Source organism: Paenarthrobacter sp. AR 02, assembly GCF_021538675.1.
In the GTDB taxonomy this organism is placed as follows: Bacteria; Actinomycetota; Actinomycetes; order Actinomycetales; family Micrococcaceae; genus Arthrobacter.
This window is the reverse complement of sequence record NZ_JAJUKH010000006.1, coordinates 88,077-114,491: the sequence shown is the minus strand read 5'-3', so window position 1 is coordinate 114,491 and position 26,415 is coordinate 88,077. Positions and strand designations below refer to the sequence as shown.

General features: G+C 63.6%; 22 protein-coding genes. 13 read left to right on the top strand and 9 right to left on the bottom strand.

Features of this window, described 5'->3' with window-relative positions; genetic code table 11:
• Positions 1-7: 7 nt before the first annotated feature.
• Positions 8-1,231 carry a cysteine desulfurase family protein gene (locus LRQ04_RS13370; RefSeq protein WP_235520628.1) on the top strand — a complete coding sequence of 408 codons (1,224 nt, stop codon included), beginning with the start codon at positions 8-10 and terminating at the stop codon, positions 1,229-1,231.
• Positions 1,232-1,270: 39 nt separating this feature from the next.
• Here the strand turns inward: LRQ04_RS13370 and LRQ04_RS13365 are convergent, their stop codons facing one another.
• Positions 1,271-2,509: an NAD(P)/FAD-dependent oxidoreductase gene (locus LRQ04_RS13365; protein WP_235520627.1), complete on the bottom strand. Its 1,239-nt coding sequence runs from the start codon at positions 2,507-2,509 to the stop codon at positions 1,271-1,273.
• A gap of 176 nt (positions 2,510-2,685) precedes the next feature.
• Here LRQ04_RS13365 and mnmA point away from each other — a divergent pair, with 176 nt between their 5' ends.
• Together mnmA and LRQ04_RS13355 are read left to right on the top strand one after the other, a co-directional pair.
• Complete coding sequence (gene mnmA, locus LRQ04_RS13360; protein ID WP_235520696.1) at positions 2,686-3,807, top strand: tRNA 2-thiouridine(34) synthase MnmA; 1,122 nt, start codon at positions 2,686-2,688, stop codon at positions 3,805-3,807.
• 94 nt (positions 3,808-3,901) lie between these two features.
• On the top strand, positions 3,902-5,527 hold the full coding sequence (locus LRQ04_RS13355) for a hypothetical protein (RefSeq protein ID WP_235520626.1): 1,626 nt from the start codon (positions 3,902-3,904) through the stop codon (positions 5,525-5,527).
• 19 nt (positions 5,528-5,546) lie between these two features.
• Here the strand turns inward: LRQ04_RS13355 and LRQ04_RS13350 are convergent, their stop codons facing one another.
• Positions 5,547-6,374: a caspase family protein gene (locus tag LRQ04_RS13350; RefSeq protein ID WP_235520625.1), complete on the bottom strand. Its 828-nt coding sequence runs from the start codon at positions 6,372-6,374 to the stop codon at positions 5,547-5,549.
• A 241-nt stretch (positions 6,375-6,615) separates the two neighbouring features.
• Between LRQ04_RS13350 and LRQ04_RS13345 the strand changes: the two genes are divergently transcribed.
• The 4 genes from LRQ04_RS13345 to LRQ04_RS13330 all read left to right on the top strand — a co-directional run bounded on the left by LRQ04_RS13345 (position 6,616) and on the right by LRQ04_RS13330 (position 12,181).
• Positions 6,616-8,244, top strand: a complete 1,629-nt coding sequence (locus LRQ04_RS13345; protein WP_235520624.1) for an ABC transporter substrate-binding protein — start codon at positions 6,616-6,618, stop codon at positions 8,242-8,244.
• 126 nt (positions 8,245-8,370) lie between these two features.
• Positions 8,371-9,462: an ABC transporter permease gene (locus LRQ04_RS13340; protein ID WP_235520623.1), complete on the top strand. Its 1,092-nt coding sequence runs from the start codon at positions 8,371-8,373 to the stop codon at positions 9,460-9,462.
• Between the two features lie 2 nt (positions 9,463-9,464).
• Positions 9,465-10,478, top strand: a complete 1,014-nt coding sequence (locus LRQ04_RS13335; RefSeq protein ID WP_235520622.1) for an ABC transporter permease — start codon at positions 9,465-9,467, stop codon at positions 10,476-10,478.
• On the top strand, positions 10,475-12,181 hold the full coding sequence (locus LRQ04_RS13330; RefSeq protein WP_235520621.1) for an ABC transporter ATP-binding protein: 1,707 nt from the start codon (positions 10,475-10,477) through the stop codon (positions 12,179-12,181). Before LRQ04_RS13335 ends, LRQ04_RS13330 begins: the two co-directional genes overlap by 4 nt.
• Positions 12,182-12,259: 78 nt before the next feature.
• Here LRQ04_RS13330 and LRQ04_RS13325 read toward each other — a convergent pair whose 3' ends face one another.
• Positions 12,260-12,916, bottom strand: a complete 657-nt coding sequence (locus tag LRQ04_RS13325) for an NADPH-dependent F420 reductase (protein ID WP_235520620.1) — start codon at positions 12,914-12,916, stop codon at positions 12,260-12,262.
• Positions 12,917-13,076: 160 nt separating this feature from the next.
• Between LRQ04_RS13325 and LRQ04_RS13320 the strand changes: the two genes are divergently transcribed.
• Entirely contained in the window at positions 13,077-13,466 is a 390-nt protein-coding gene (locus LRQ04_RS13320; protein ID WP_235520619.1) for a chorismate mutase, read from the top strand.
• Between the two features lie 3 nt (positions 13,467-13,469).
• Positions 13,470-14,504 (top strand): hypothetical protein, encoded by a 1,035-nt coding sequence (locus LRQ04_RS13315; protein WP_235520618.1) that lies wholly within the window; start codon positions 13,470-13,472, stop codon positions 14,502-14,504.
• Here LRQ04_RS13315 and LRQ04_RS13310 read toward each other — a convergent pair.
• Genes LRQ04_RS13310 through LRQ04_RS13285 form a run of 6 tightly spaced genes read right to left on the bottom strand, consistent with a single transcriptional unit; the run spans position 14,501 to position 20,717 of the window.
• Positions 14,501-15,226 (bottom strand): DUF4166 domain-containing protein, encoded by a 726-nt coding sequence (locus LRQ04_RS13310; protein ID WP_235520617.1) that lies wholly within the window; start codon positions 15,224-15,226, stop codon positions 14,501-14,503. The genes LRQ04_RS13315 and LRQ04_RS13310 overlap by 4 nt on opposite strands.
• A gap of 11 nt (positions 15,227-15,237) precedes the next feature.
• Positions 15,238-16,530, bottom strand: coding sequence for a DUF58 domain-containing protein (locus LRQ04_RS13305; protein WP_235520616.1), 1,293 nt, complete (start codon positions 16,528-16,530; stop codon positions 15,238-15,240).
• A gap of 32 nt (positions 16,531-16,562) precedes the next feature.
• Positions 16,563-17,603, bottom strand: coding sequence for a MoxR family ATPase (locus LRQ04_RS13300; protein ID WP_235520615.1), 1,041 nt, complete (start codon positions 17,601-17,603; stop codon positions 16,563-16,565).
• Complete coding sequence (locus LRQ04_RS13295) at positions 17,600-18,802, bottom strand: DUF4350 domain-containing protein (protein ID WP_235520614.1); 1,203 nt, start codon at positions 18,800-18,802, stop codon at positions 17,600-17,602. Before LRQ04_RS13295 ends, LRQ04_RS13300 begins: the two co-directional genes overlap by 4 nt.
• Positions 18,799-19,437: a DUF4129 domain-containing protein gene (locus LRQ04_RS13290; protein WP_235520613.1), complete on the bottom strand. Its 639-nt coding sequence runs from the start codon at positions 19,435-19,437 to the stop codon at positions 18,799-18,801. Before LRQ04_RS13290 ends, LRQ04_RS13295 begins: the two co-directional genes overlap by 4 nt.
• 41 nt (positions 19,438-19,478) lie before the next feature.
• Positions 19,479-20,717: a hypothetical protein gene (locus tag LRQ04_RS13285; protein ID WP_235520612.1), complete on the bottom strand. Its 1,239-nt coding sequence runs from the start codon at positions 20,715-20,717 to the stop codon at positions 19,479-19,481.
• A gap of 223 nt (positions 20,718-20,940) precedes the next feature.
• Here LRQ04_RS13285 and mtrA point away from each other — a divergent pair, with 223 nt between their 5' ends.
• The 4 genes from mtrA (at position 20,941) to LRQ04_RS13265 (ending at position 26,374) form a co-directional block, all read left to right on the top strand.
• Complete coding sequence (mtrA, locus tag LRQ04_RS13280) at positions 20,941-21,615, top strand: MtrAB system response regulator MtrA (RefSeq protein WP_090818324.1); 675 nt, start codon at positions 20,941-20,943, stop codon at positions 21,613-21,615.
• Positions 21,616-21,766: 151 nt separating this feature from the next.
• Positions 21,767-23,551: an MtrAB system histidine kinase MtrB gene (gene mtrB, locus LRQ04_RS13275; RefSeq protein ID WP_255774221.1), complete on the top strand. Its 1,785-nt coding sequence runs from the start codon at positions 21,767-21,769 to the stop codon at positions 23,549-23,551.
• Entirely contained in the window at positions 23,548-25,266 is a 1,719-nt protein-coding gene (locus tag LRQ04_RS13270; RefSeq protein WP_308194937.1) for an LpqB family beta-propeller domain-containing protein, read from the top strand. Before mtrB ends, LRQ04_RS13270 begins: the two co-directional genes overlap by 4 nt.
• 106 nt (positions 25,267-25,372) lie before the next feature.
• The gene (locus LRQ04_RS13265) at positions 25,373-26,374 is read left to right on the top strand and encodes a ComF family protein (RefSeq protein ID WP_235520610.1); all 1,002 of its coding nucleotides are present in this window, start codon (positions 25,373-25,375) and stop codon (positions 26,372-26,374) included.
• The last annotated feature ends 41 nt before the right edge of the window (positions 26,375-26,415 follow it).

The window sequence follows — 26,415 nt, the reverse complement described above, 5'->3', positions numbered from 1 at the left end:
TTGCAAGGTGCCTGTATACCTCGATCACGCTGCCACCACGCCCCTTTCGGCTGAAGCGCTCGCCGTCATGACGCGTGAGCTGGCGCGAACAGGCAATCCGTCCTCGCTTCACGGCGCGGGCCGTCGTGCACGCCGCGCGGTGGAGGATGCCCGCGAGACGTTGGCTGCCGCAGCCGGCGCCCATCCATCGGAAGTGATCTTCACTTCGGGTGGAACTGAAGCGGACAACCTGGCTGTCAAAGGCCTGTTCTGGGCCCGCCGTGACGAAAATCCGCGCCGGACCCGCATCCTCTGCTCCGCCGTCGAACATCACGCCGTCATGGACACTGTTGAGTGGCTTGAGCGCCACGAGGCGGCCGATGTCGTATGGCTTCCCGTGGACAGTGAAGGCGCCGTCCGGTTGGATGTTCTCCAGCGCGAGATCGAACGTGACCCTGATTCGATCGCCTTGATTACCGTGATGTGGGCCAACAATGAGGTCGGGACCATCCAGCCGGTAGCTGAGGTGGTGGGGCTGGCAAAGCCCCACGGAATCCCGGTGCATTCGGACGCCGTCCAGGCATTCGGTTCTGTTCCCGTCGACTTCCGGGGATCGGGCCTGTCTGCAATGTCCGTCTCAGGTCACAAGCTCGGCGGACCAGTGGGCGTGGGCGCGTTGTTCCTGGGCAGGGCCGTGACCTTGACTCCGGTTCAGCATGGTGGCGGCCAGGAGCGGGACGTACGTTCGGGAACCCTGGACACGCCGGCCATCGCTGCGTTCGCTGCGGCCGCCGAAGCAGTCACCGCCCATTTGGCCCAAGAGCAGGAGCGGCTGGCTGGCCTGCGCGACCGCCTGATCGACGGCGTCCTGGCGGCGGTTCCCGATGCCGTACTGCGGGGAGCGCCGGGCGCTGGCCGCTTGCCCGGCAACGCCCACTTCACGTTCCCGGGATGTGAAGGGGATTCGCTGCTCTTCCTCCTTGACCTGGCCGGCGTGGAGTCGTCCACGGGATCGGCATGCACCGCGGGAGTGCCGCGTCCTTCGCATGTCCTCCTTGCCATGGGTTTGGATGAGGACACGGCCCGCGGGGCACAGCGGTTTACCCTGGGCCACAGCTCTACGGATGCCGACGTCGACGCACTCCTCAAGGCCCTGCCGGAGGCCTGTGCACGGGCACGTCAGGCCGGGATGGCCGGTCACGAGTCCAGCATTCAAACGGCGGCGACGGTAGCCAGGCAACACCAGGCCTGAGCTGTTGCGCGCCGCCAAGGCGTGGGCAGTTCCGCCCCGTTACGGGGTGGGCAGAAGTTCCTCGAGGGGGACTGCCGGATCGGTCAGCCGATCCAGGCCAACGCGTACCCTGCCCGTAATGAGGGCCTTGATCGCCTTCTGGACACGGCGTTGGTTGAGGCTCATGCCTGCAACCACGCATCCGTCGTTGACCCAGAAAGCGATGAAGCTGCCGTCAGCCACGGTGCCGCGAATGACGGGAGAAAGGCCGGATGCCAGTGAAGGGAAGCCTGAGTATTCCATGCTCGCCTCGAACTGGTCGGTATAGAAGTAGGGCACAGCATCAAACGTGGCGTCCTGGCCAAGCATCGACCTCGCCGCGGTCTTGCCGCCGTTGAGTGCGTTGGACCAGTGTTCGCTGCGGTGGTGTTCGCCGGTGAACGGATGGAGGGCGTTGGCCACATCTCCTGCGGCGAGGACGTCCGGGGCACTGGTGCGGAGGGCGCTGTCCACCAGGACCCCGTTGCGGACGGCCAGGCCGGCTGTCTCGGCGAGCGCGGTATCCGGGACGACGCCGACGGCAACGATGACGACGTCGGCCGGGAGCCTTTCGCCGCTGTCCGTGACCACTGCTTCCACTGTTCCGTCGCGTCCCTCGATTCCCGCCGCGCTCGCCGGAAGCCTGAAGGTCACACCGTGATCCTGGTGAAGGCGATGGAAGTAGCGACCCAATTCCGGTCCAATGGCGGCACTCAGCGGAATATCCTCCAGCCCGAGGAGCGTGACGTCATTGCCGTACGTGCGGGCTGCCGCCGCCAATTCCATGCCGATCCAGCCGGATCCGATCATGACCACTTTCCTGCCGCCGTCTCTGAGAAGGCTTTGCAGCCGCAGGCTGTCCTCGAAGGTCCGGAAGGTCATGACGCCCGCCAGGTCCGAGCCGGGCAGGGGGAGGGTCCTGGGGCGGGCGCCGGTGGCGATGAGCAGTTTGGCGTATTCCAGATTGCGGCCACCTTGCAGCTCTATCCGACGGTTGGACGGATCGAGCTCCACCGCGGCGCTGCCAAGCAGGAGTTCGACGCCGTTCTCCTGGTACCAGCCGGCGGGAACCACCGGCACGGAATCTTCGCCCGCCTTTCCGAGGAGGAACTCCTTGGAGAGGGGAGGGCGGAGGTAGGGGATACGGTTCTCGGCGCCGAGCAGTGTGATGGGACCATCGAAACCTTCGTCCCGCAGGGTCCTTGCGGCAGTGGCACCGGCAAGGCCGCCGCCGGATATGACCATTCGTCCTGTAGCCATGTCAGCTCGATTCTAAAATCAGTTGTTCTCATTTTAGAATTACGAGTAGGAGTGGTCAAGGCATTTAGCACACTCCGGCTACCGCGAGCTAGAATGGACGGGCACACTGGCCGTTCCGGGCCGGACACAGGGCAGCCCCAAACACACAGAAAGCCAGCATGCGAGTACTTGCAGCAATGAGCGGCGGAGTCGACTCCGCCGTGGCAGCCGCCCGCGCCGTCGAAGCGGGTCACGACGTCGTCGGGGTCCACCTCGCGTTGTCGCGCATGCCGGGGACCCTCCGCACCGGAAGCCGCGGTTGCTGCACCATCGAGGATTCCCGTGACGCTTGGCGTGCTTGCGACGTCCTGGGCATCCCGTACTACGTGTGGGACTTCTCGGAGCGTTTCAAGGAAGATGTGGTCCAGGACTTCATCGATGAGTACGCCGCCGGGCGCACGCCCAATCCGTGCATGCGCTGCAACGAGCGCATCAAGTTCGCCGCATTGCTGGAGAAGGCCATTGCTCTGGGTTTTGATGCTGTGTGCACCGGCCACTATGCCAAGGTCATCGAAGACGCCGACGGTAACCGCGAACTCCATCGTGCCGCTGACTGGGCAAAGGACCAGAGCTACGTTCTGGGTGTCCTGACCCACGAGCAGCTCAAGCACTCCATGTTCCCGCTCGCTGATACGCCGTCCAAGGCGGAGGTCCGCGCCGAAGCTGAACGCCGGGGCCTGTCCGTGGCAAACAAGCCGGACAGCCACGACATCTGCTTCATTTCCGACGGCGACACGCGTGGCTGGTTGGCCGAAAAGATCGAGATGACCACCGGCGATATCGTCGATGAAACCGGCGCCAAAGTCGGGGAGCATCCCGGTGCCAATGCCTTCACGGTGGGCCAGCGTCGTGGCCTGAAGCTCGGGACTCCCGCTGCCGATGGCAAGCCCCGGTTTGTCCTGGAGATCCGTCCCAAGGAAAACAAAGTGGTGGTTGGTCCCGAAGCGCTCCTGGCCATCGATGAGATTCGCGGCATCAAGGTTTCGTGGGCGGGCCTGCCCATTTCCGAGGTTGCTACCGGTGCGGAGTTCGATTGCTACGCCCAGGTCCGCGCCCACGGTGATCCCGTGCCGGCAGTTGCACGCGTGGAAGCAGTGACCGACGACTCCGGCATTGAGCGGGCTGAGCTCGTGGTTACCCTGACGGATCCCTTGCGTGGGGTTGCGCCGGGCCAGACAGTCGTGCTCTACCAGGGGAGCAGGGTACTGGGCCAGGCAACCATCGACGCCGCCCGCTCCCTCCAGCGCGCGGCACTCTAAAGGGCCATTGCCACCGGATTGGCCGGCCTCCATACTGGGCTAAGCAGCGTTTCCGCTGCGGTATGTGGGGTCCGCATCCGGGATGGCGATGACTGTGGCATTTCCAAAGAAGGGCCCGGGAGATATCAAAGCCGGGCAAATGGTCACGGTGACCGTCCTGGCTGAGGGGCCAATTGGAGCGGACGGTACTGCCCCGGAGACGGCGCAGGTACGGATCCCTGTGGAACGGCTGAGGCGCGGACCCACCGGGCACCGCTACGCGATCCACATCCGGAAGTGGCGCGGTACCAACGTATCCCCGGTGACGCTTACCAGGCAGGGAGACCCCTGGCAGTTGGTCGACGAGCCGCCGCCGCACGGTCTGCGGGAGCTGCTGGATGACACCCGCTTCCTGGCCCAACATGTGTACGGGGTGGCGATGAGCACCCTGGACATCTTTGAAAGCACCCTGGGACGGCGTATGCCTTGGAACCCGGAGGGGCGCGTGGTCCTCAAAGCCCGCGACCTGGTCACAGCCACGGATACCGGATATCAGCGTGGAAGCAACATCATCCGCTTCGGCTCGGTGGACCGGATGGGATACAAGGTTCCGACGGCCCTCTACAGGGACATCGTGGCCCACGAGGTGACGCACGCGATCCTGGACGGGTTCCGTCCCGCCTGGGCCGATGAGCTGGCCACCATGGAGCAGCTGGCGATGCACGAGGCCCTGGCTGACCTCGTGGCTATCCTTTCGGTCTTTTCTTCGCGGGACGTCGTCTACCGCCAGCTTGAAGCAGCTCGAGCCGGTTTCGGAGCCGGGCAGGTGGTCGACGACGTGGTCATGATGCGATCGCTTTTCGATTTCGCCCGCGACCTGTTCGCCCGGGGGCCGCTGCGTGAGCCGTTCGTGGGCGTCGTCCCCGACCACTGGCAGGAGCTGTGCGAACCTCATGCACGCGGTGCCGTGGTGGTGGGCGCCGTGCTCCGCGCCGTCCAGCGGCTCTGGGTCGAAAGGAATGCCAGACTGGGAGACGGGCAAAGCCTCCGGCAAAAAGCCGAATCCGGCTCCATCGTGGCAACCCGGGTCCTGCGGATGGTTATCCGGGGACTGTCCTACATGCCGCCGGTTGATGTGTCCTGGCGTGATCTCCTGCGGGGCATCATCGCAGCCGACCTGGACATGGTCCCGGAGGACATCCACGGGTACCGCGACGCTCTTCAAGCGGAATTCTCCGCAATCGGCATCCGGAGGGTGTCCAGGGACAACATCAGCGGCGTTGAGAACTACCAGGGGCTCCGCTATCCCATCCGCCTATCGGCCCTGGGCTCGGACCCCCAGGAAGTGCAGCGCTTCGTCTGGGAAAACCCGAGGCTCCTTGACGCGGCACGGCTGGAACGACGGACTCCACTGAGCTCCACGCGCGTCCGGACATCGGAGCGCGTGTCCCCGGACGGGTTCGTCATTTCCGAAATTGGGGCTTCGTTCATCCAGACGGTGCGGATGAGCCGGCGGGAAGCGAACGTCCGCCTCGGGTTGAGGACCACAAGGGACTACGTAGACATTCGGGGTGGAGGACTTTTGCGGTTCGACGCCGGTGGGCGGCTTGTGTATGCCGCGCTGAAGCCCGTTATGGACCGGGAGCGCCAAGGCAAGTTGTTCGGTTCCGACCAACAGCACGACGCCGAGCTGGCCGCCTCAGCGGGCGTGCGAAACAGGTTTCACGGCACCGGTGACTAGGCGATTCATGCCCGAACTCTCACTTTCCCCATGCGGCCTTGCGGGCTGCTTTGGGGGCTTCCAGTTGCGCCACTTGGTCAAAGCCGCCGGCCTTCAGGCCTTTGCTGACCAGCTTGAGGATTTCGGCCCGCCCCAACCCCCCGTCGGATCGGAGTGTCTTCAGGAAGTTGTAGGTGAAGGCGCCGTTATAGCGGCCCTCGATCAACGCGTCGGCGGCCGTTTGGTCGGATCGACAGGCCGCCATCAGGACGGGAGTTGATAGCTTGGCGGCTTTGACCAGGTCGCGCAGGCTTCGGAGCTCCTTGTCTTCGTTCGCTATGGCAGCTTCCGGCGTCGGTGCGGGGAGGAAACGTGGCCGCCTGCCAGGTAGCAAGTCCAGGGACTTAAGCCCCGTGCCGCTGTGGCAGGTGTCCAGGACGACGTCCATGAGGACACCTTCGGGCAGGCGGGCAAAAACGGCTGAGAGTTCATCATCCGAGATCACGGTGTCCGGGTCCCACGCGTCCCCGCTGCTGTTGATGTCATGGCAGGCGAAAGCCTCATCCAGGCTGTCGTCCTCGTCCCCGTTAGTATCAGGGATTTGGGTGCCGTGGCTGGAAAAGGTGAAAACGAGGTGTGTGGCTTTGCCGGCGACCGCCGCGTCCACCAGTTTGTTCAGCTCCGCCATGACTGCCTTCTTCGTGGCCTGGGCGTCGCAGAGAACAGTGATGGCCGAAGCATCGAAGCCGTAGGAGTCTGCCAGGACGGCGGCCAGGTCCTTGGCATCGTTCACGCAGCCCTGTAGCCAGCTCGACTGCGGCAGGGAGGCGAACTGATTGATACCTACGCAGAGTGCTGCCTTATCCATGTGCTTGTCCAAGCCGTCGCCCCTTGACTGATCCCCGGGACCACCATATTCCCGCCTCCGCGGCCGGGCAATGGCTGCCGGACGAAGAAGAAAGCTACTGGAAGGTAAATTTTATGTCTCGAATCACAAAATCCGGGGTTCTCCGCTCAGGAAGTCTGGTTGAATCGTGGGATCAAGAGTGTCCGCCGTCACAAATTTTCCACGGCGGCGCGCCCAATCCATCGAACAGAAGGTTCACCAGATGGCACTGAACAAGAAGGCCCTGCACGGCGTTATCGCGCTGGCGGGCATCTCCGCATTCGCCTTGACGGCATGCACCGGGCCCTCCGGAGGCGGTTCATCATCCGCTCCGGCTGCCGGCGGCCCCATCGCCTACGGCACCACGGACAAGGTCACCTCCCTTGACCCGGCAGGCTCCTACGACAACGGTTCATTCATGGTGATGAACCAGGTCTACTCCTTCCTCCTCAATTCCAAGCCGGGCAGCGCAGAGCCCGTACCCGACCTCGCCGAATCGGCGTCGTTCACGTCCCCTTCCGAGTACACGGTCAAGCTCAAGTCGGGGCTCAAGTGGGCCAACGGTCACACCTTGGACTCCAAGGACGTCAAATTCTCGTTCGATCGCCAGGTAGCCATCAACGACCCCGCCGGTCCGGCGTCCTTGCTTACCAACATCCAAAGCGTGAGCGCACCGGATGCCACCACCGTGGTGTTCAAGCTCAAGAATGCCAATGACCAAACGTTCAGCCAGATTCTCAGCAGCCCTGCCGCGCCGATCGTGGACGATGAAGTCTTCCCGGCAGACAAGATCCTCTCGGACGACGAAATCATCAAGGCCAACGCCTTCTATGGCCAGTACACCATCGACAGCTACAAAAAGAACGAGCTGGTCAGTTTCAAGGCATTTGCCGATTACAAGGGTGTCCTTGGCAAGCCGGCGAACGACGCCGCCACTATCAAGTACTACGCCAGCCCCACCAACCTGAAACTGGAAATCCAGCAAGGTGCCATTGACGTTGCCTTCCGCAGCCTCAGCGCGACGGACATCGACGATCTCCGCAAGGATTCCAAAGTCAAGGTCCTCACAGGCCCCGGTGGCGAAATCCGCTACATCACTTTCAACTTCGACACCATGCCGTTCGGAACCAAGGCCACCGATGCTGATCCCGCCAAAGCACTTGCCGTGCGGCAGGCAATCGCCAACCTTGTTGACCGCCAGGCCATCGCCGACCAGGTTTACAAGGGCACCTACCTGCCCCTGTACTCGAACGTCCCCAACGGATTCATGGGAGCCAACGAGTCCTTTAAGGACGCCTATGGCGACGCCGGCAAGCCGAGCCTGGACAAGGCCAAGAAGGTCCTGACAGATGCCGGGATCACTGAACCCGTCTCACTGAACCTCCAGTACAACCCGGACCACTACGGTGGATCCTCCGGCGACGAATACGCCATGGTGAAGGAACAGCTGGAGAAGTCCGGCCTGTTCAAGGTCAACCTGCAATCCACCGAGTGGGTGACCTACAGCAAGGCCAGCCGCGCCGACGAGTACCCGCTGTTCCAGTTCGGTTGGTTCCCGGACTTCAGCGACGCGGACAACTACCTCACCCCGTTCTTCCCGGAGGGCGGCTTCCTCAAGAACCACTACAACAACGCCACGGTCAACGACCTCATCGCCAAGCAGCTCACCGAAGCGGACAAGACCAAGCGCGAATCCGACATCAAGGATGTCCAGAACGCACTGGCTAAGGACATCTCCACCCTGCCCCTGCTCCAGGGCGCCCAGGTGGCAGTTGTCGGCAGTGGCGTGAACGGTGTCGACAAGACATTGGATCCGTCCTTCAAGTTCCGCCTCGGAACTGTCTCCAAGTAACCGAGCCTCTCCATGGAAGGAAGGCGGGACGTCCACCAGACGTCCCGCCTCCTTGCTGAACACCAAGGTGGGCAGCACGCATGAGCCAAATCCCGCGCAATCCACGGGCAGGAAATACAGGTAACAATGACAACACTTATTGAGGTCCCCGAGGCAGAGCCAGGGATCGTTGCTCCAAAGAGCAAGTCCAGGTCCGGAGGAGGGCTTGGCAGATACATCGTGGTTAGGTTCTTCCTGATCATCCCCACAGTTTTTATCCTCGTGACACTCGTCTTCTTCCTGATGCGGGTCATTGGCGACCCCATCACCGCGGCACAAGGAGGCCGGCTTCCTCCGGACGTCTTGGCCCAGCGCATCCATGACGCCGGCTACGACCGGCCCGTTCTCGTCCAGTACTTCGAATACCTCGGCCAACTCCTGACCGGGAACTTCGGTACCACGATCACGGACCGGCGTCCCGTCGTCGAGGTGCTCACTACCTTTGGTGCGGCAACCCTGGAGTTGTCCATCAACGCACTGATCGTTGCGCTCGCAGTGGGAATTCCGTTCGGACTTATCGCCGCGCAACACCGGGACAAGACGTCCGACGCCGTGCTGCGGTTCTTTGCGATCCTTTGCTACGCGACACCCGTCTTCTTCTCGGGACTGCTGCTGAAGCTCACCTTCTCCGTCTGGCTGGGTTGGTTTCCCGTCGCGGGCCGTGCTTCAACCCGGACGGAACTGACCATGGGCGGACTCGCGGCGCCGTCGGGCATCTATTGGCTGGACGCGATTCGCAGCGGCAACTTCACGGCACTGGGCGATGTCGCAGCCCATGCGGTTCTCCCTGCCATCGCGTTGGGCTTGTTGACCGCCGGGGTGTTCTTGCGCTTGGTGCGCACCAACGTGATCGGTACCCTCGGCAAGGACTACGTCGAGGCCGGCCGGTCCCGGGGCGTCAGCGAGTACAGGCTGGTGACCAAGCACGCCTACAAACCGGCATTGATCCCGGTCATCACCGTCATGGGCCTGCAGATCGCGTTGATGCTGGGCGGTGCCATCCTGACGGAAACCACGTTCGAGTGGAAGGGCCTTGGGTACCAACTGGTGCAGTACCTCAATGCCCGCGACTTCGTGGCAGTACAAGGCATCGTGGTGCTGCTGGCCATCATCGTGGCCGTCACCAACTTCATCGTGGACATCATCGCCGCGCTCATCGACCCCCGAGTGAGGTACTGACCATGAGCACACCAACGCTCACACCGCCCCGGCAGCCCCTGTTCTCGAGGCTTCCGGTAGTGTCCCACCTCAAGAAGAGCGTAGGGCTCCAACGCGGCATGCTCATCGTGGGGGTAGTCCTGAGCGGGCTGTTCATCCTGACGAGCATTTTCGCACCGCTGCTGGCACCCTATGGATATTCCCAGCTCAGCGATGCCTCCGGTTCCTTCCCCACCCAGCAGGCTCCCGGTGGAAATCACCTGTTGGGAACCACCGTGGGCGGCTACGACGTCCTGTCGCGGGTTATCTGGGGATCGCAGACGGCCGTGACGGTCATCATCGTGTCCGTTGCAATGTCCCTGTTCCTCGGCGTCGCCCTGGGATTGCTCAGCGGGTACTTCGGGGGCTGGCTTGACCGGATCCTCGTGGTGGTCGCGGACGCCATCTACGCCTTCCCGACGCTGCTCCTGGCAATCGTCATCTCCATTGTCATCAGCCGGGGTCAGTCCAGTTTCTGGGGCGGGATCTTCTCCTGCGCGTTCTCGATCACCGTGGTGTTCGTCCCACAGTATTTCCGCGTGATACGCGCCGAAACCATCCGCCTCAAAGCCGAACCATTCGTCGAATCGGCCAAGGTCCTGGGCGCCTCGAGCCTGCGCATCATCGGACGGCACATCTTCAAGAACGCCACCAGGACCCTGCCGCTGATGTTTACCCTCAACGCATCGGAGGCCATTCTCACCCTGGCCGGCCTGGGCTTCCTGGGCTTCGGCATCGAACCAACGTCAGCAGCCGAGTGGGGTTTCGACCTCAACAAGGCTCTGGCTGACACCTCGTCGGGAATTTGGTGGACGGGTGTCTTCCCGGGCATTGCGATCGTCCTGACTGTGCTGGGCCTGACGTTGGTCGGCGAGAGCATCAACGACCTCAACGACCCCCGCATCCGCGGACGCAAGCGCGCCGGTAGGACCCCGGTGCTGTCCGCAACCCCGGAAACAGGAACGTCGGAAACCCCGGCAGAGGCAGGAAAGCCATGACCACCAACCTTGGAAATGTCTCAGACCAGTCCGTTGCTGGTGAGCCCGTGCTCACCATTGACCGTCTCCAAGTCACTTTCGCCACCGATGGCGGAGACGTTCACGCCGTCAAGGACGTCAGCCTGGAGGTGAAGGCCGGTGAAGTAGTGGCCATCGTGGGCGAGTCGGGATCGGGAAAGACCGTCACCGCGAAAACGATCCTGGGCTTGCTTCCCGAAACGGCCATCAGCTCCGGTGCCGTGGTGATCAATGGCAACAACGTGATCAGTGTCAGCAAATCCACACTCAGGAAAATCCGTGGCAGGGATGTTGCCATGGTCTTCCAGGAACCCTCCACGGCGCTGAATCCTGTCTTTACCGTCGGCTGGCAGATCGCCGAGGGTATCCGGGCGCACGCAACGGACGGCAAGCGTGTTTCCGCCAAGGAAGCCAAGAAAAGGGCCACGGAGGCGCTGCGGAAAGTAGGCATCCCGGACCCTGAAACCAGGGTCGACTACTATCCGCACCAGTTCTCCGGGGGCCAAAAACAACGTGTCGTCATCGCCGCGGCGCTCGCGTTGAACCCCGGGCTGATCGTGGCCGACGAACCCACCACGGCGTTGGACGTCACCGTCCAGGCCGAAATCCTGCAGCTGCTGCGCGACCTCAGGGACAACTACGGCACCTCCATTGTGCTCATCACGCACAACATGGGCGTTGTGGCTGACCTCGCTGACCGCGTGGTTGTCATGTATCAGGGCGACGTGGTGGAGGAGGCGCCGTCCCGCGTCCTCTTCGCCGAACCCCGCCAGGAGTACACCCGCAACCTCCTCGCCGCGGTTCCCCATCTTGGCCGGCACTCGGCCTCTGAAGGTGCCCGGAGCCGCCTCCACCAGGACGGCAAGGTACTGGTTGAGGCCAAGAACCTGACAATTGAGTACCCGGGCCGGTTCGGACGGCACGGGTTCAAGGCAGTGGACAACGTCAGCTTCACGGTGTCAGAGAACGAGGTCTTTGGCCTGGTGGGTGAATCCGGCTCCGGAAAGTCCACGATTGGTCGCGCCATCGCAGGCCTGAACCGGACAACCGGGGGCAGCTTGAAGGTGCTCGGCTACGAGATGCTGGACTTCAAGGAACGATCGTTCCGTCCACTGCGGAAAGAGATCGGGTTCGTCTTCCAGGACCCGGCGGCGTCCTTCAACCCGCACCTGACCATTGGTGAGTGCGTGGCGGAGCCGCTGGTCATCCACACGAAACCGAGCGCCGCCGAAGCGAGGAAAAAGGTCGGTGAGCTGCTCGAATCAGTCCAGTTACCGGCGTCGTATGCTCAGCGCTACCCCCACGAGCTATCGGGTGGGCAGCGGCAACGGGCCTCGCTGGCGAGGGCGCTGGCGCTGAACCCGCGGCTTCTGATCGCCGACGAACCCACGTCGGCCCTGGATGTGTCGGTGCAGGCCAAGGTGCTGGACCTCTTCAAAGACATCCAGGAGCAGTTCGGCTTCGCGGCGCTCTTCATCAGCCACGATCTCGCAGTGGTGGACATGTTGTCGCATTGGGTGGGCGTGCTTTACAAAGGCCAGCTGGTGGAGCAGGGGATCGGCAACCATGTGATGGGTTCGCCCCAGCATGACTACACCAAGCGGCTTATTGCCTCGCTGCCGGTGCCGGACCCGGACGAACAAGCACGACGGCGGGAAGCGCACCGGGCACTGCTGGGCGGCTAGCCCGGCATTTATCCCGGCGCGTGAGCCACAGCAAAGGCACGCCCCCTGCATGGGGGCGTGCCTTTGCCGTAGTTGGTTCTATTCGGAAACGATGCCGATATTGAACATCTTTCCTTGGGGCTGTTGCATGAAAATCCGCAACCAGAGGGGGAGCCACATCTCCATTGCGCGCGCAGCGTCCAGCCCGCCCAGATCCCGGATGTGCGCGGGCGTCCACCCAAATTTCTGGAGCAGGCCCGACACTACGGCCTTGGCGTCAGCGTCGTTGCCGGCCATGAAGATGTCATGCGGCGCCGGGAGCCGGCCGGGATCCACCATGACCGGTGCGGTGACGGTGTTCAGCGACTTCACCACCCTGGCTCCCGGATGGGCTCTTTGGATGGTTTCGGCGATGCTGTCCGTATTGCAGACCGTGAGCGGGGGAGGGAATCCCTTCGATGAATCCAAGGGGTTGGAGACGTCCAACAGGATCTTGCCGTCCAGCGTGCTGTCACCTGCCTCGGCCAGGACTGACAGGCTCACGGTGCCGGGGGTTGCGTTGATGATCAGGCTGGACCGTGCACAGGCCTCCGCGAAGGAGCTGGCGCTTGCCCCTGCGCCGGCGCTTCGGGCCCATTCCATGCCTTTGGGATTACCTGCCTCGCGGGAACCCATGGTTACTTCATGACCCAGGGTGACGAGTTTTCCGGCGAGCGCGTGCCCTACCATTCCCGTACCCAGCACAGCGATTTTCATGGGAGCTCCTTTGCTTAGGCTGCGGTGATGGTGCCATTCTGCTCCGTTTCCGGTGGCAGGAACACTGCCCACACCGGCTCGCCAGGCGTGGTGCATGCCCTGCTTGCGGAGGGCAGGTAACAACGGCGCCGTCACGTCCCCACACCCTAGACTGGGGTGCATGACCGAGTACAACAATGCCCTTCCCGATGACGCCGATTCCTTCAACCCGGCTGCGAGTTCCCTGGCCGGCCAGGTGGACCGCGCCGTCATGGATGAGCTGCTGTCCATTCGGTCCAGTATCGACAACATTGACGCGACCCTGGTTTTCCTCCTCGCGGAACGCTTCAAGGCCACCCAGAAAGTAGGGGTGCTCAAGGCCACGCACAAGCTTCCTGCTGGTGACCCGGGGCGTGAAGCTGCCCAGATCGCGCGGCTGCGGAGGCTCGCTGAGGACGCGCACCTTGATCCCGCCTTCGCGGAGAAGTTCCTGAACTTCATCATCAGCGAAGTGATCCGACACCATGAGGCTATTGCCGAGGATCACCAAATCTCCAGCCAGCAGGCCTGATCCATGTCCTCAGTGAATGACCTGCGTGCCGGTGCCACGGCGCTGGGGCCGTGGCCAGGCAGCGACCCGGCAGAAGCAAACCGGATTATCCGCGGCGAGTTGGGCGACCCGCATCTTCCGTTCCTGCCGTCGTTGCCGGACAGGGGTGTGGGATCGGACCCCGTTGGCCGAACGGGTTCCCTGCTGGTGGACCTGGCCATCGATGTCCAGCCCCATGGTTGGCGTCTGGTGGACAGGCCCGGCAAGGACGCCCAACGCGCTCGTTCAGCCCTGTCTACCGACATCAACATCCTGGCCGACATCGCCGGCGCCGAGGATATTTCGGCCACGGCCCTGAAAGTCCAGTTGCTGGGCCCGATGAGCCTCGCTGCCAGCCTTTACCTGCACAACGGGGAGCGGGCCCTCCTGGACTATGGCGCCAGGCGGGATGTTGCGGAGTCCCTTGCTGCGGGCGTTGGCGACTATGTCCGCAGGATCTCAGCCGCGGTGCCGGGCGCCGGGATCGTGGTCCAGGTGGACGAACCGGACATCGCGTCGATCATGGCAGGGACCATCCCGACGGCGAGTGGTTACCGAACGCTGAGGTCCATCCCGGGGGAGGAAGTGACAGGCGCTTGGCAGTTGGTCATCAAGGCGCTCAAGGCTGCGGGTGTGGTGGAAACCGTTGTTTCGGTTCCCGAAATAGAAGCACCCATTGACCGTGTGATCGCTGCCGGGGCTGACGGTGTCGCCGTGCCCCTCAAGGCCCTGACGACCCGGCAATGGGAACAGCTTGCAGAGGCCGTGGAAAACGGCAAACGCTTGTGGGCAGGTGCCCTGCCGACGGGAGATCCCCAGTCCCTGCTGCCCCGGACTGCCGACGTGGTGGAGTGCATCTGGAAACCGTGGCGCCAACTCGGCTTGCCGGCATCGCAGCTTGCCGGGGTTCGGGTCACCCCGTCCACTGGTTTGGAACACTTCACACCGTCGTCCGCCAAAGCCGTCCTTTCGAAGCTGACGAAGGTCGCTGACGGTCTGGACCAACTCATCCAGGGCTAAATCCGTTCCTCCCAGCGGTCCGGTTCCGCGTACCGTGGGAGTGTTGTGCCGGGTGCCGTGCCCGGCAGGTGGGGTGCCAGGCGGTAATCGAACCGCCCGGCATACACCAGGACCAGGCCGATCTGCGGTTGGATGACCTTGACCTGGATCCGGTGCTTGCCCTCGACGCCGTCCCACCACTGCTCGGCGTAGGCGCGGGCGTCCAGGGCTTCAGGCAACGGAATCCGCAACGGCCCCAGCAGGAGCCGGCTTGCTTTCGACACTCCACGCAGCCGGCCCTCTGGGGTGACGCTGACATCCAGGTCCGTGACCAACCGGCGGTACCGGCCCACATGGTCCACCAGTCGGGCTTCCACCCCAGGTGCCGGTTGCCCGCCGGACGTCGGAATCGCACTGGTCGTGTCATGGAAAAGCCGTGTTCCGGACGGGAAGTAGATCTCGCGGCGGGCTGTGAGCGCTGGTCGCCCGAAGGGGTCGACATGGGCGTGGTTTTCTATGCGGAACGGTATGCCTTCACCATATTCGGGGAAGAAGGCCTCCTCACTTCCGGTCAATGCGAGGAGGGGCCGCAGCCACTTCTGCCGGCAACCCACAACATCAAAGATCCCCTCGCCTATGCCATAGGTGCCTGAACCCGCGGAAAGCGAAAAATACTCCTGGAGTTCCGGGGTCAGTCTCTTGAAGTCCTCTCCGAGGGCGAGTTCATAGATGGGGCTGTTCATGGGCGTCCTTCCTAGAGCCGTCCGGCGGCTTTGAGCCGTATATAGGTGTCTGCGAGCAGAGGCGGAACGTCGAGGGGATCAGCGTCCACCACCTCGGCTCCGAGTTGTCGCAGCTGGGCTGTAACAGCGGCCCGCTCCAACAGTGCGCGTTCAGCGGCGGCTGCACGGAACACCTGGCTGGCCGTGGTCCGTTGTTCCTTCATCCCGGTGAGCAGGGGATCGCGGACCGAGGCAACTACTACCGCGTGTTGACGCGACAACTGCGCGACGGCGGGGAGTAACCCTTCTTCGGGGGCGCCGCCGTCGAGCGCCGTCAACAAAACCACCAGCGAGCGGTGCGCCGAGACGGCCCGCACTTGGCCCGGTATCTGTTGCCAGTCAAGTTCGATTAGTTCCGCTTCCAAGGGGGCCATGGCCTGGACCAACTGCCCGAGCAGATTGCCCTTCGACGCCGATTCGACCCGGGCGCGCAGCCTCCTGTCGTAGGCGAGGAAGTCCACCCGGTCTCCACCCCTCTCGGCGAGCACAGCCAGCAACAAGGCGGCTTCGATGCCTGTATCGAGGCGGGGTTCATCGTTGATCCTGGCCGCGGCTGTGCGGGATGTATCGAGGACGATGACGACGCGGCGGTCCCGCTCCGGACGCCACGTCCGCACCACCACAGAGGTCCGGCGTGCCGTGGCGCGCCAATCGATGGACCGGACATCGTCTCCGCGGACGTAGTCCCGCAGGGAATCGAACTCCGTTCCGGCGCCGCGGATCTGCACGGCCGCCTTTCCGTCCAGTTCCCTGAGCTTCCTTAGCTTGGAGGGCAGATGCCGCCTGGAGTGGAAAGGTGGCAGCACCCGCAGCCGGCCGGGGAGCACGCGCGTGCGCTGCCGGGCGGCCAGACCCAGGGGACCCATTGAGCGGATGGTCACGTGGGGGCTTTCCAGGTCCCCGCGACGCCGGGGGAGCAGGGCCACGCTCAGGCGGCGCCGCTCACCGGCCGGGATCGTGAGGGGTTGGACAGGGCTGATGGCTCCCGCCGAAGGCTGCCATGCATCACGGATACGGGCCCGCAGTTGACGGCCGGTGGGATTGGATACCATCACCACCGAATCCGCTTGGCCTTCAAGCGTGACGTTGCCGGGTTGTCGTCGTTCCAAGCCCAGTTTGGCCGGAGACACCGCCACCACGAGGTCAAGGACCAACAGGAGCAGGAGTCCGATGCCGACAAAGAGAACGGTGCTCCACGCGGGGAACAGCACCAAGGGAACCAGGCCCAGCACGGCCAGGAGCACGAAACGCCCGGTAATTGCCATTTAGGCCGCCCGGTCCTTGGGAAATCCCGGAGTCATCGTGGCACCGGGACGGATGCCAGGATACTGCCCAGGACATCGTCCACCTGGATGCCGTCCATTTGGGCTTCCGGCCGGAGGCCCACACGGTGCCTCAGGCAGGGCAAGGACAACGCTTTGACATCGTCCGGTGTCACGAAGGACCTGCCCGACAACCACGCCCACGCTTTGGACGTATTGAGCAATGCGGTGGCACCCCTGGGGGAGACCCCGAGCTGGAAAGAAGGTGCGGACCTGGTGGCCCGCACCACGTCCACGATGTACGCAAGAATTTCGGGTGCAACGGTTACATCCGCTACTGCCACCTGGGCGGCGGACAGCTCGACGGCGCCAGCGACCGGCCGCACGCCGGCGGCTGCGAGGTTGCGTGGATCAAAGCCGACGGCATGGCGCCGGATGACCTCAATTTCCTCGGTCCTTCCCGGCAACGGCATGGTCAGCTGGAGGAGGAAACGGTCGAGCTGGGCCTCAGGCAACGGATAGGTGCCTTCATACTCCACAGGATTCTGCGTGGCCGCCACGATAAAAGGAACCGGCAACGGACGGGACAGCCCATCGACCGAGACCTGGCGCTCCTCCATGGCTTCCAACAGCGAAGCCTGGGTCTTCGGCGGTGTCCGGTTGATTTCATCCGCGAGCATGATGTTCGTGAAGACCGGGCCTTCGCGGAAAGTGAATTCGGACGAGTGGGAGTCGTACACCAGGGAGCCCGTCACATCGCCTGGCATCAGGTCGGGGGTGAATTGCACCCGCTTGGTGTCCAGGCTGAGAGCGGTGGACAACGCCCGCACCAGGAGTGTCTTCGCCACCCCGGGCACACCCTCCAGGAGCACATGGCCGCCACACAGCAGGGCGATCAGCATTCCAGTCACGGTGGCATCCTGGCCAACGACAGCCTTGCCCACTTCCGCCCGGACGTTGAGCAGCGACCGTCGTGCAGGGTCTTCTCCGGCCGGCCGCTCCGGTGCCTGCTGTGGGGCGGCGCCGCCTGCGTGTTGGCTGTTGCTGTCCGTGTAGCTGTTCGGCTGGCTGCTCATCGGGCGGTTGCCTCCTCTTCGATTCGTTCGATCTGTTGGGCCCACTGCACCAGTTGGCCTTCGGTTGCGGGTATGGCGTCGATCAGGACTGACCGTACTTCCGGTGCCGGCCTCCCCAAGCGGTTGGAACAGGCGTCCACGATGGCTTCGGCGGTGGCGTCGGCCCCGAGGTTGAAATGACGGGCCAAGCGGGTGAGGGTTCCTGCCCGAAGATTGTCCGCTGCGCGGTCTATGGCCCGGGAGTCCTGGTACAGCCGGGCCCTTCCCTCCGCTGTCTCTGCTGCCTTGACAACCACGGGAAGCGGTTCGAAGACCAGCGGCCCCATGCGCCTGCCCCGCCAGGCAATGGCAAGGACGGCCACCAAGCCAAGCCAGGGGCCTGCGAATGCCAGCCATCGGGGTGCCAGCTCGTTCAGGGTAGGTGTCGAATCCGATGCCGCAACATCTTCGATGCCGGGCAGGTACCAGACAAGGTCCGGGTTGTTCCCAAGGGTTCGCAGCGCCAGGGCGGCGTTTCCCTCAGATGCGAGGTGTTCGTTGTCCAGCACCTCGGAGCTGCCGATGACCACCAATCTCCGGTCGGCTGATGCGGCGTACACGCCCGGTCCACCGTCCCGGATGGGGTAGCAGACTACGGGACCCCGGAAAACAGGTCCCTGCGCGGAGATTTTGCCGGCCGACGTAGCGTCCTCCTGCTCGCAACCCGGCTCTATCGCGGTGGTTGCTTCAGGAACGACGCCACCGGGATGGAAGTCCGGCCCCAGTCCACCGAGGCTCCGCAACTTTGGCTTGACCAGCACCAACCGGTCGGCCATCGCCGCAACGTCCTGTACTTGGTCCTGATTGAGGAAGCCACGGGGATCATAGACAAGCACTGTGGCGTGGGGCTTTTCCGTCAACGCGGCCCGGGTCTCCTCCAACGTGCCGGTCGGAGTGACGGAAACGCCGTGCTGCCCCAGGATTTCTGCCGCGGCCATGGCGCCATCCGGGGCGGGATTCCGGGCGGACAGGGGGCGCTTGTCGCTGTTGCCAGTGAGAGTGGAAACAGCGAGAAAGGCCACCAGGCCGGCGAGCAACGCACCGATCGCGATCCACGCCAGGTTTTTTCGGAACCAGTCAGGGAAGCCGCGCCGGGTGGAGCCGTTGGTGGGTGCCGCCTCATCCGAGCCGTGGGAGCGTTCCTGCAAAGTTGTCGTCATCGCGGCACCGCGAAGCCGGCAGCTGCCTGCCCTGCATAGTCGGGCTTCATGGCAAGGACATCGGTATCCAACTGGCGCAGGGAACCGTAATCGGCTTTCGTAGCCCCCGCCTCGCCGTAGCGTATTGCGTCGAACACGCGGGCAGCGGCAATGAGCCTGCTTTGTGCGGCGCCAAAAACACTTCCCAGTTGGGCTGCAGCTTCGTCTGCGGTCCTGCCGGCCCGGACATCAATGACGTCCCGCTCTTCGGCGGACCTGACCAGGGCGCGGAACAAGTCGACGACGGCGGCCGGCCAGTCGCCGTCGTCGGCCGCAGCTGCGGCACGCGAACGGTACCCGTCCGCATCCATAATGCGTTCGTCACCATAAATGTCCGTGTCCGCTGCTTTTCGCCGTGCGTTCAACCGTGGCCGGACAACAAAGATGGCCACAATAATGACCGCTACGGCCACAGCAAGGATGATGGGCACGGCGAGGTCGGGGCCGGGACCGGACAGCTCCCCGTCGAAGGACGAGAGCCAGTCCAGGAAATCCCGCCACAGCTGGTCAACCCAGCCTGGACGTGCGTCCGGGTACTGGGCTTTTGCGAGTTCTTCGGCGGCCCATTGGCGCGCCTCGTCGCGACCAGGTGTCACTGGGGGCTCTGAGGCCACCGGTACGTTCCAGCCGGGAAACCTCATGCGGGAGGACGCTGACCAGGCGGGACGTATGGAAACTGTCCACCGGCGGGTGGCTGCCCGTTGCCGGGTAGGGCCGAAGGGGTGCCCGGGATGCCGTCAGGGTCCGCTCCTGTTTCCATCAACCGCATCAACTCCACATCAAGGCCATCACGGCGCATGCGCAGGTCCATGTAGAGCAACGCCAGTACTGACGCCTGGAAGGCGAAAGTTAACGAGCCCACCAAAGCTCCGATGGCGGAGGAAATAACCGTACTGACCACCACGGTGGAAGCGACTGTGTCCTGGTCGGGATGGGGTGAGACCACTCCGCCGATGGCAGTGGCAGCCAGAGAGGCCGGAATCTGGACGATCTGGGCAATGATTCCCACCATGATCGCCACTACGAGGGTGATCCCGAAAATACGCCACCAGTTGTTCTTCGTCAGCTGCCAGGACCGAAGGAGGCCGTCATAGACGCCCTTGCGTTCCACGACGATGGCCGCCGGGGCGAGCATGAGCTTCAGGCCGATCCACACAATAAGGACGACTGAGCCCAGCCCCACCGGGAAGACAATGAACAAGGCCATGGGCCCCATTGCCGTAAACAGCAGTACAGCGATTCCCGCTACGGCAGCAACAGCGAGCAACCCGCCCACCGTCAGCAAGGCGGCTACGCCAAGCAGCGGCCAGATCCTGCGTCCTGCGAGCGTCCACATCTGCTTGAAGCCGGTCCGTCGGTTAAGGACCGACCGCGCCACCGGGACCACCAGCACTCCCTGGAGGACCGAGCCCAGGAAACCGATCAAGACCGAAATACCCATGGCCCCTGCCATGACGGCAAAGACCGGGCCCATCGCTTGGAGGAACTCCTCCTCGGAGTTGACGGTTTCAAGGGATGAGGTCATCTGGACCATCCCCACCGTGACTGCCCCGATCAGGATCGCCCCGATGGCCTGCACGATCAGGGCCGAGCCAAACATCGCCGCGGCATTGCGGCGGATGGTCTGGAAGGAGCCGTCGAGAATCTCGCCGAACTGCAACGGACGCAATGGAATGACGCCGGGTTTTGGGGGCGCAACGTAGAGGGGCTGGCCGTAGGGAGCTCCGGGTGGCCACCCTGGCGCAGGCTGTCCTGGGACGCCTTGGCTACCGGCCTGCGGAACTGCCCACGCTGGAGGGCCGCCCCACTGTGGCTGGTTGCCCCACGCGGGTTGGTTGCCTGGCACCCCATCCTGGCCGTGCTGTGGTTGTGACACGATATCCTCCCCATAAGGCCCGCTCCGTCGACGTCCGACGTCCCCCATACGGACCCTCGCACCCAGCCTATAGTCCCGCCGTCGTCGCTCCTAGCCTGCCGCGGTGCCGCCGTCGACAAGCATGGCCGCGCCGTGGTGCGTTACGGTGGAATTGCCCTGGGGGCGCCATGCCGTGCGCCGTGCCCAACGGGACAAAGACTTGGCGATAAGGGAATATATAACTATGAAGGCACGCATTCTGGTAGTGGACGACGACGAAGCACTCGCCGAGATGATTGGCATCGTCTTGCGCAATGACGGCTTCGAGCCCGTTTTCTGCGCGGATGGTGGACAGGCCTTGGAAATCTTCCGTTCCTCGAAGCCCGACCTCGTGCTGCTGGACCTCATGCTCCCGGGCTCGGACGGCATTGAAGTGTGCCGCCAGATCCGTGGCGAGTCAGATGTCCCCATCGTGATGCTCACGGCGAAGTCCGATACGTCCGATGTGGTTCGTGGCCTCGAGTCCGGTGCCGACGACTACGTGCCCAAGCCCTTCAAGCCTGCCGAACTGGTGGCGCGTGTTCGTGCGCGCCTGCGTCCGGGCGACCAGAAGGCCCCCGAAACGCTGCGAATTGCGGACGTCACGATCGACGTCGCAGGGCACCTGGTGACCCGTGGCGGGGAGCGCATTTCGCTGACGCCCCTCGAATTCGACCTTCTTGTGGCCCTGGCCCGGAAGCCGTGGCAGGTCTTTACGCGCGAGCTCCTCCTTGAGCAGGTGTGGGGGTATCGGCATGCCGCGGACACGCGGTTGGTCAACGTCCATGTCCAGCGTTTGCGCTCAAAGATTGAACGCGACCCGGAAGCGCCAGAGGTTGTCTTGACGGTGCGTGGTGTCGGATATAAAGCAGGTTCCTGAGTCCGCAGCCGGCGATGCTGGCGCGGCAAAAGGGGATGCTGCCCCCGAGGTTTCAGAAACAGCCGGCGTCGAACAACCGACGCCGGATACTTCGGCCACCCCAAAGCCCGCAGAATCGTCCCCGCCTCCGGCACGGGACCTCTCGTGGTTCCTGACCCGAACCCGGATCTGGACGCGCCGGGCCCTGATCCTTGTCCTGCGGGTGTCGCGGCTGGTCGTCACCGGCATCAGGCACATCCGGCCTGGCCTGCGCTTCCTGTGGAAGTCCCTACTGCGCCGCTGGCGCCGTTCACTGGAATTCCGAACAGTCCTCACCACGTTGCTCCTGGCCGTGACATCGTTCGCCATCGTGGGTGCGTACCTTTCCAACCAAATCGCCAACAACCTGTTCCAGGAACGACTCGCCCAAGCGGAGTCCGAGTCCCGCTACAACGTCAAACAGGTCCAGGACACGTTCGACGGCGCCCAGGTCACCGACCAGTCGAGCGTCATCACCTTGGTTTACGACACCCTCACTGCGGTGGAAGGCCGCGGATCGGTCATTCAACGGCGATACGTCTTCGAAGCCAAACCCGAACAGACCAAGCCGCGAAACCGCTGGGTCGAGTCGAGGGCCTCGGACCAATTGACAGTCCGGGTCATTCCGCCGGAGTTGCGCAAGGCCGTCCAGGAAGGCGGGAAGCAGCAGTTCTGGGCCTCCACGCAGTTCCCTGTGGGCAACGAGGACCGGCCCGGCATCGCGGTCGGAAACCTGGTGACGTTCAACGGCACGGCCTATGAGCTGTACCTGATCTATGACCTCAACACGGCCCAGCAGACCCTCAATGAGATCCAGAACGTCCTTTGGGCCGGTGGCGCAGCACTGGTTCTCATGATTGGGGCCATTGCCTGGTATGTCACCCGAAATGTCGTCAGTCCCGTGAGCCACGCTGCAGTGGTCTCGGAAAAGCTTGCCGCCGGGCAGCTCCAGGAACGCATGGTAGTCAAGGGCGAAGACGAGGTGGCACGATTGGGTGCCTCGTTCAACCACATGGCTGCAAGCCTCCAGGAACAGATCACCCAGCTGGCGACGCTGTCCCAGATGCAGCAGCGCTTCGTCTCCGATGTCTCCCACGAGCTCCGCACCCCGCTGACCACCGTGCGCATGGCCGCGGAGGTCCTTTTCGATGCCCGTGACGAGTTCGATCCCATGAACAAAAGGTCTGCGGAGCTGCTCTATCACCAGGTTGAGCGTTTCCAGTCGTTGCTGTCGGACCTGCTTGAGATTTCCCGGTTCGACGCCGGCGCCGCTGTCCTCGACGCCGAGCCCCAGGACATCTTCCAGGTGATCTCCCACGTCATTGACGGTGCGGCGCCCGTGGCCGAGGAGTATGGCTCGGAAGTCCGGCTGAGCGCCCGCCAGAAGAGCATTGTGGTGGAAATGGACTCCAGGAGAATCGATCGGATCCTGCGCAACTTGCTGCTCAATGCACTCGAACATGGTGAAGGCAGGCCCATCCATGTTTCGGTGGCAGCAAACCATGATGCTGTGGCCGTGTCCGTCAGGGATCACGGCATCGGCATGAGCCAGGCAGAGGCAGCGAGGGTATTCGACCGTTTTTGGCGGGCAGATCCGGCCCGTGCCCGAACCACGGGAGGGAGCGGCCTTGGCCTGTCAATCGCTGCCGAGGACACCAAATTGCACAACGGATGGCTGCAGGCCTGGGGCCGTAAGGGATCGGGATCCAATTTCCGCCTGACGCTGCCGCTGCGCCAAGGCGGCACCATCGTAAAGTCGCCGTTGCTTCTGGAACCTGCGGACATCGAATTCCCCGGATCGGCAAACGAACGCCACATGCTGGTGCTTGGCACGGGATCCACGGGCAATCCCGGGCAGACCGCTTCAGATGCTGACCGGAATCCGCAAACAGGCAGCGGAACGGGAGAAGCCCCGTGACGAGAACGCGTTTTGCCCGCTCCAAGGCCGCAGCCGTTATTCTGGCCGTGCTGATGCTCCTGCTCACCTCCTGCGCGCAAATCCCCCGATCAGGACCAGTTGGCAAGAGCAAGGATGAAGGTGCAGGCAATCCGAATGCGCCGGTCTTCTTTCCTGCCGCTCCGCGGTCCGGTTCAAGCCCGGAAACCATCATTGAGGACTTCTACATGGCCGGCAGCGGCTATGAGGACGATTACCCTGTTGCCCGCCAGTACCTGACGCAGGCGCAGTCGGTGACCTGGAAGCCTGACAAGAAGGCCCTCGTTTTCCGTGCGGCGCACGTGGTCAAGGCTGCCGCGGAAAACGAATACGTGTACGAACTTGATCTTGCCTACTCCGTGGACGCTGACGGCGTTGCCACCCAGTTCCCACCGGGAACCAAGGAGACCATCCCCCTGACCCTGGAGCAGGTAGAGGGGGAGTGGCGCATTTCAAAGGTCCCGGATGGCACGGCCATTCCGGAAGAAACGTTCAAGGTCATTTACGGGGCAAACCCCATCTACTTCTACGACCCGACCTTCACCTACGCGGTCCCTGACTATCGGTGGTTTATCAAGAAGAACACCGTCAAATCGATGACCAGCGCCGTGTTGGCCGGCCCGGCACCCTACCTTCGGGGCGCTGTGGTCAGTGCTTTCCCATCGGGGATGAAACTTGCCCGCGAATCCGTGCCCGTGGTCTCAGGTGCTGCGCAGGTGGACCTGTCGGCGAAGGAACTGTTTGATGCCTCCGCGGAGGATCGCCAGAGGATGCAAAACCAACTGGCCCTGACCTTCAGGAGCCAGCCTGATGTCATCAACGTCCAACTTCGGGCGGACCAGGACCTGGTCCGGGTCGAGGACAACGGAACGGTGCTGCCGCCCGTGCTGGACAAGAATGTTCCTGCACGCCAGATCGCCGTGAACAATGGTGACCTGGTGCGGTACGAGAACAACAGGGTTTCCCCGCTCCCGGACATCCAATCCGTTGCGGGCTTGGGGCCGCACGCTCCCGCGGAGTCGCCAGTGTCCCAGACGGCCGCCTTCCTCAACGGTGACAGGACCACCCTGTACTCCATCGAACCAGGACAGCCTGCGCGACAACTCACCACCAGGAGCACACTGGCCGGGCCATCGTTCAGCCCACAGGATTGGGTTTGGACCGCGGGGCCCGGTGCCAACGGCGCTGCCGAAGTGGTGGCGTACAAACCCACCGGAGTTCCACCGGGCACCACCGTGCCTGCTGTCACGATCACCCCGTCCTGGCTCTCGGGCCGGACCGTGAAGGACTTCCGGGTGTCCAGGGAAGGGACCCGGGCCCTGGTCATTTCGGAGGCCAACGGCAAATCCGCGGTCCAGATCACGGGAATAGTCCGTACTCCTGACGGGGTGCCCAAGGACCTCACAACTCCGGTCACACTCCTTAGCACCGGCAATGCAAACCAGGGTGTGTGGATTAACGGGTCAACGGTAGCCGTGATGTCCGGTTCAGCGACGTCCACGGTTGTTCCGGAGTTGCTAAGTTTGGCCTCAGGTGAACCCCAGCAGCTCGCACCCTGGGACGGACTGACCAGCCTCAGTGCCGGCAACGGATCCGAGCAGATCTATGGTCAGTCAGAGGCGGGGATTTTCCAGCGGGTCGGCAACGGCTGGGAACTCCAGCTCAAAGGACCTACGGAGCCCGCGTTTCCCGGCTGACGTCTTCGCCGGGCCGGTATCACGGCCCTTTGTTCACATAGGGCCTCTGTCCACATAGGCCGACCAAGTCCTTCCCTGCAGTAGGGCGCTGGCACAGGCTGATGGAATGACTTCTTTTCCTCCCGCCCCAAAAGCAGCCCGCCGCCGTCGCCGCGAGGACCCTGATCTGGAAGCACCAGCCAGCGGTTTCGCACGGCGTCGCGGTCCGGACAGGCAACCCATGGGCAGGATCCTTTCCGCGCTCCAAAGAACCGCGGCTGAATTGCTGGCCTTGCTGATCCCTGTTGAATGTGTCTGCTGCAATGCGGAAGACACCGTCCTGTGTCGAACTTGCGCGAAGCGGGTCCGACAACTCTGCAGGCAGCCCTTTCGGGCGGAGCAGGAGGCGCCCGCCCTGGTCGAGTTCGACGGTACGGCGAAGATCGGTGTGGTGGCTGCGGGGCCCTACCGCGATGAACTGGCGCAATGCCTGCTCTCGTTCAAACACCATGGCCAATGGAAGTTGGCCGGAGTGCTGGCGAGCTGCCTGGGCAAGGCCGTGGACTCTGCCACCGGTGGCCTGGAGGGCTATCGCCTCGTCCCGGTACCGACCAGTACAACGGCGTTCGCGAAGCGCGGATTCAGCCCTGTGCACCTCCTGCTCTTCTGGATGCGGCTTCGGAGGACGCACCCGCAAGGCCGTGCATTGGATGCGCTGGTGAAGACAGCCCGTCCGTTCCGCCACGGGCTGGGCCAATTCGCACCCCGCGATCTTGCCATTTGGCTTGCCAAGTCCGTGCTGGGTGGCGACGCCGGCGAGGATCGGGGCGGGCAGAAAGGGCTGGGGCGGGGCGGGAGGGCCAGCAGGGTCCGCGGCTCCATGCGTGTGCGGAGCCGCTGGCGCAAGGAGCTCAATGGAGCCCGATGCATACTGATCGACGACGTGCTCACAACGGGCGCCACCTTGGCCGAGGCTGCGCGGGCCGTCACCGCTGCCGGGGGCGTGGTTTGCGGCGCTGTTGTTCTCGCGGCCACGAGGCCACCAGCCTACGCCTCCGTAGTGGTCGCAGACGACCCAATGCCAGTTGATAAGACAAAATCAAAAAATAAACGGCCAAAGGATGAATAACACGTGACGATGAACTAACGTCGGTTGTGGGTACCAAGAAC

Excerpts from the sequence above, each read along its gene's own strand:
- LRQ04_RS13365 (WP_235520627.1), bottom strand. The coding sequence starts at position 2,509 with ATGGCTACAGGACGAATGGTCATATCCGGCGGCGGCCTTGCCGGTGCC.
- mnmA (WP_235520696.1), top strand. The coding sequence starts at position 2,686 with ATGAGCGGCGGAGTCGACTCCGCCGTGGCAGCCGCCCGCGCCGTCGAA.
- LRQ04_RS13350 (WP_235520625.1), bottom strand. The coding sequence starts at position 6,374 with ATGGATAAGGCAGCACTCTGCGTAGGTATCAATCAGTTCGCCTCCCTG.
- LRQ04_RS13345 (WP_235520624.1), top strand. The coding sequence starts at position 6,616 with ATGGCACTGAACAAGAAGGCCCTGCACGGCGTTATCGCGCTGGCGGGC.
- LRQ04_RS13340 (WP_235520623.1), top strand. The coding sequence starts at position 8,371 with ATGACAACACTTATTGAGGTCCCCGAGGCAGAGCCAGGGATCGTTGCT.
- LRQ04_RS13335 (WP_235520622.1), top strand. The coding sequence starts at position 9,465 with ATGAGCACACCAACGCTCACACCGCCCCGGCAGCCCCTGTTCTCGAGG.
- LRQ04_RS13330 (WP_235520621.1), top strand. The coding sequence starts at position 10,475 with ATGACCACCAACCTTGGAAATGTCTCAGACCAGTCCGTTGCTGGTGAG.
- LRQ04_RS13325 (WP_235520620.1), bottom strand. The coding sequence starts at position 12,916 with ATGAAAATCGCTGTGCTGGGTACGGGAATGGTAGGGCACGCGCTCGCC.
- LRQ04_RS13320 (WP_235520619.1), top strand. The coding sequence starts at position 13,077 with ATGACCGAGTACAACAATGCCCTTCCCGATGACGCCGATTCCTTCAAC.
- LRQ04_RS13315 (WP_235520618.1), top strand. The coding sequence starts at position 13,470 with ATGTCCTCAGTGAATGACCTGCGTGCCGGTGCCACGGCGCTGGGGCCG.
- LRQ04_RS13310 (WP_235520617.1), bottom strand. The coding sequence starts at position 15,226 with ATGAACAGCCCCATCTATGAACTCGCCCTCGGAGAGGACTTCAAGAGA.
- LRQ04_RS13305 (WP_235520616.1), bottom strand. The coding sequence starts at position 16,530 with ATGGCAATTACCGGGCGTTTCGTGCTCCTGGCCGTGCTGGGCCTGGTT.
- LRQ04_RS13300 (WP_235520615.1), bottom strand. The coding sequence starts at position 17,603 with ATGAGCAGCCAGCCGAACAGCTACACGGACAGCAACAGCCAACACGCA.
- LRQ04_RS13295 (WP_235520614.1), bottom strand. The coding sequence starts at position 18,802 with ATGACGACAACTTTGCAGGAACGCTCCCACGGCTCGGATGAGGCGGCA.
- mtrA (WP_090818324.1), top strand. The coding sequence starts at position 20,941 with ATGAAGGCACGCATTCTGGTAGTGGACGACGACGAAGCACTCGCCGAG.
- LRQ04_RS13265 (WP_235520610.1), top strand. The coding sequence starts at position 25,373 with ATGACTTCTTTTCCTCCCGCCCCAAAAGCAGCCCGCCGCCGTCGCCGC.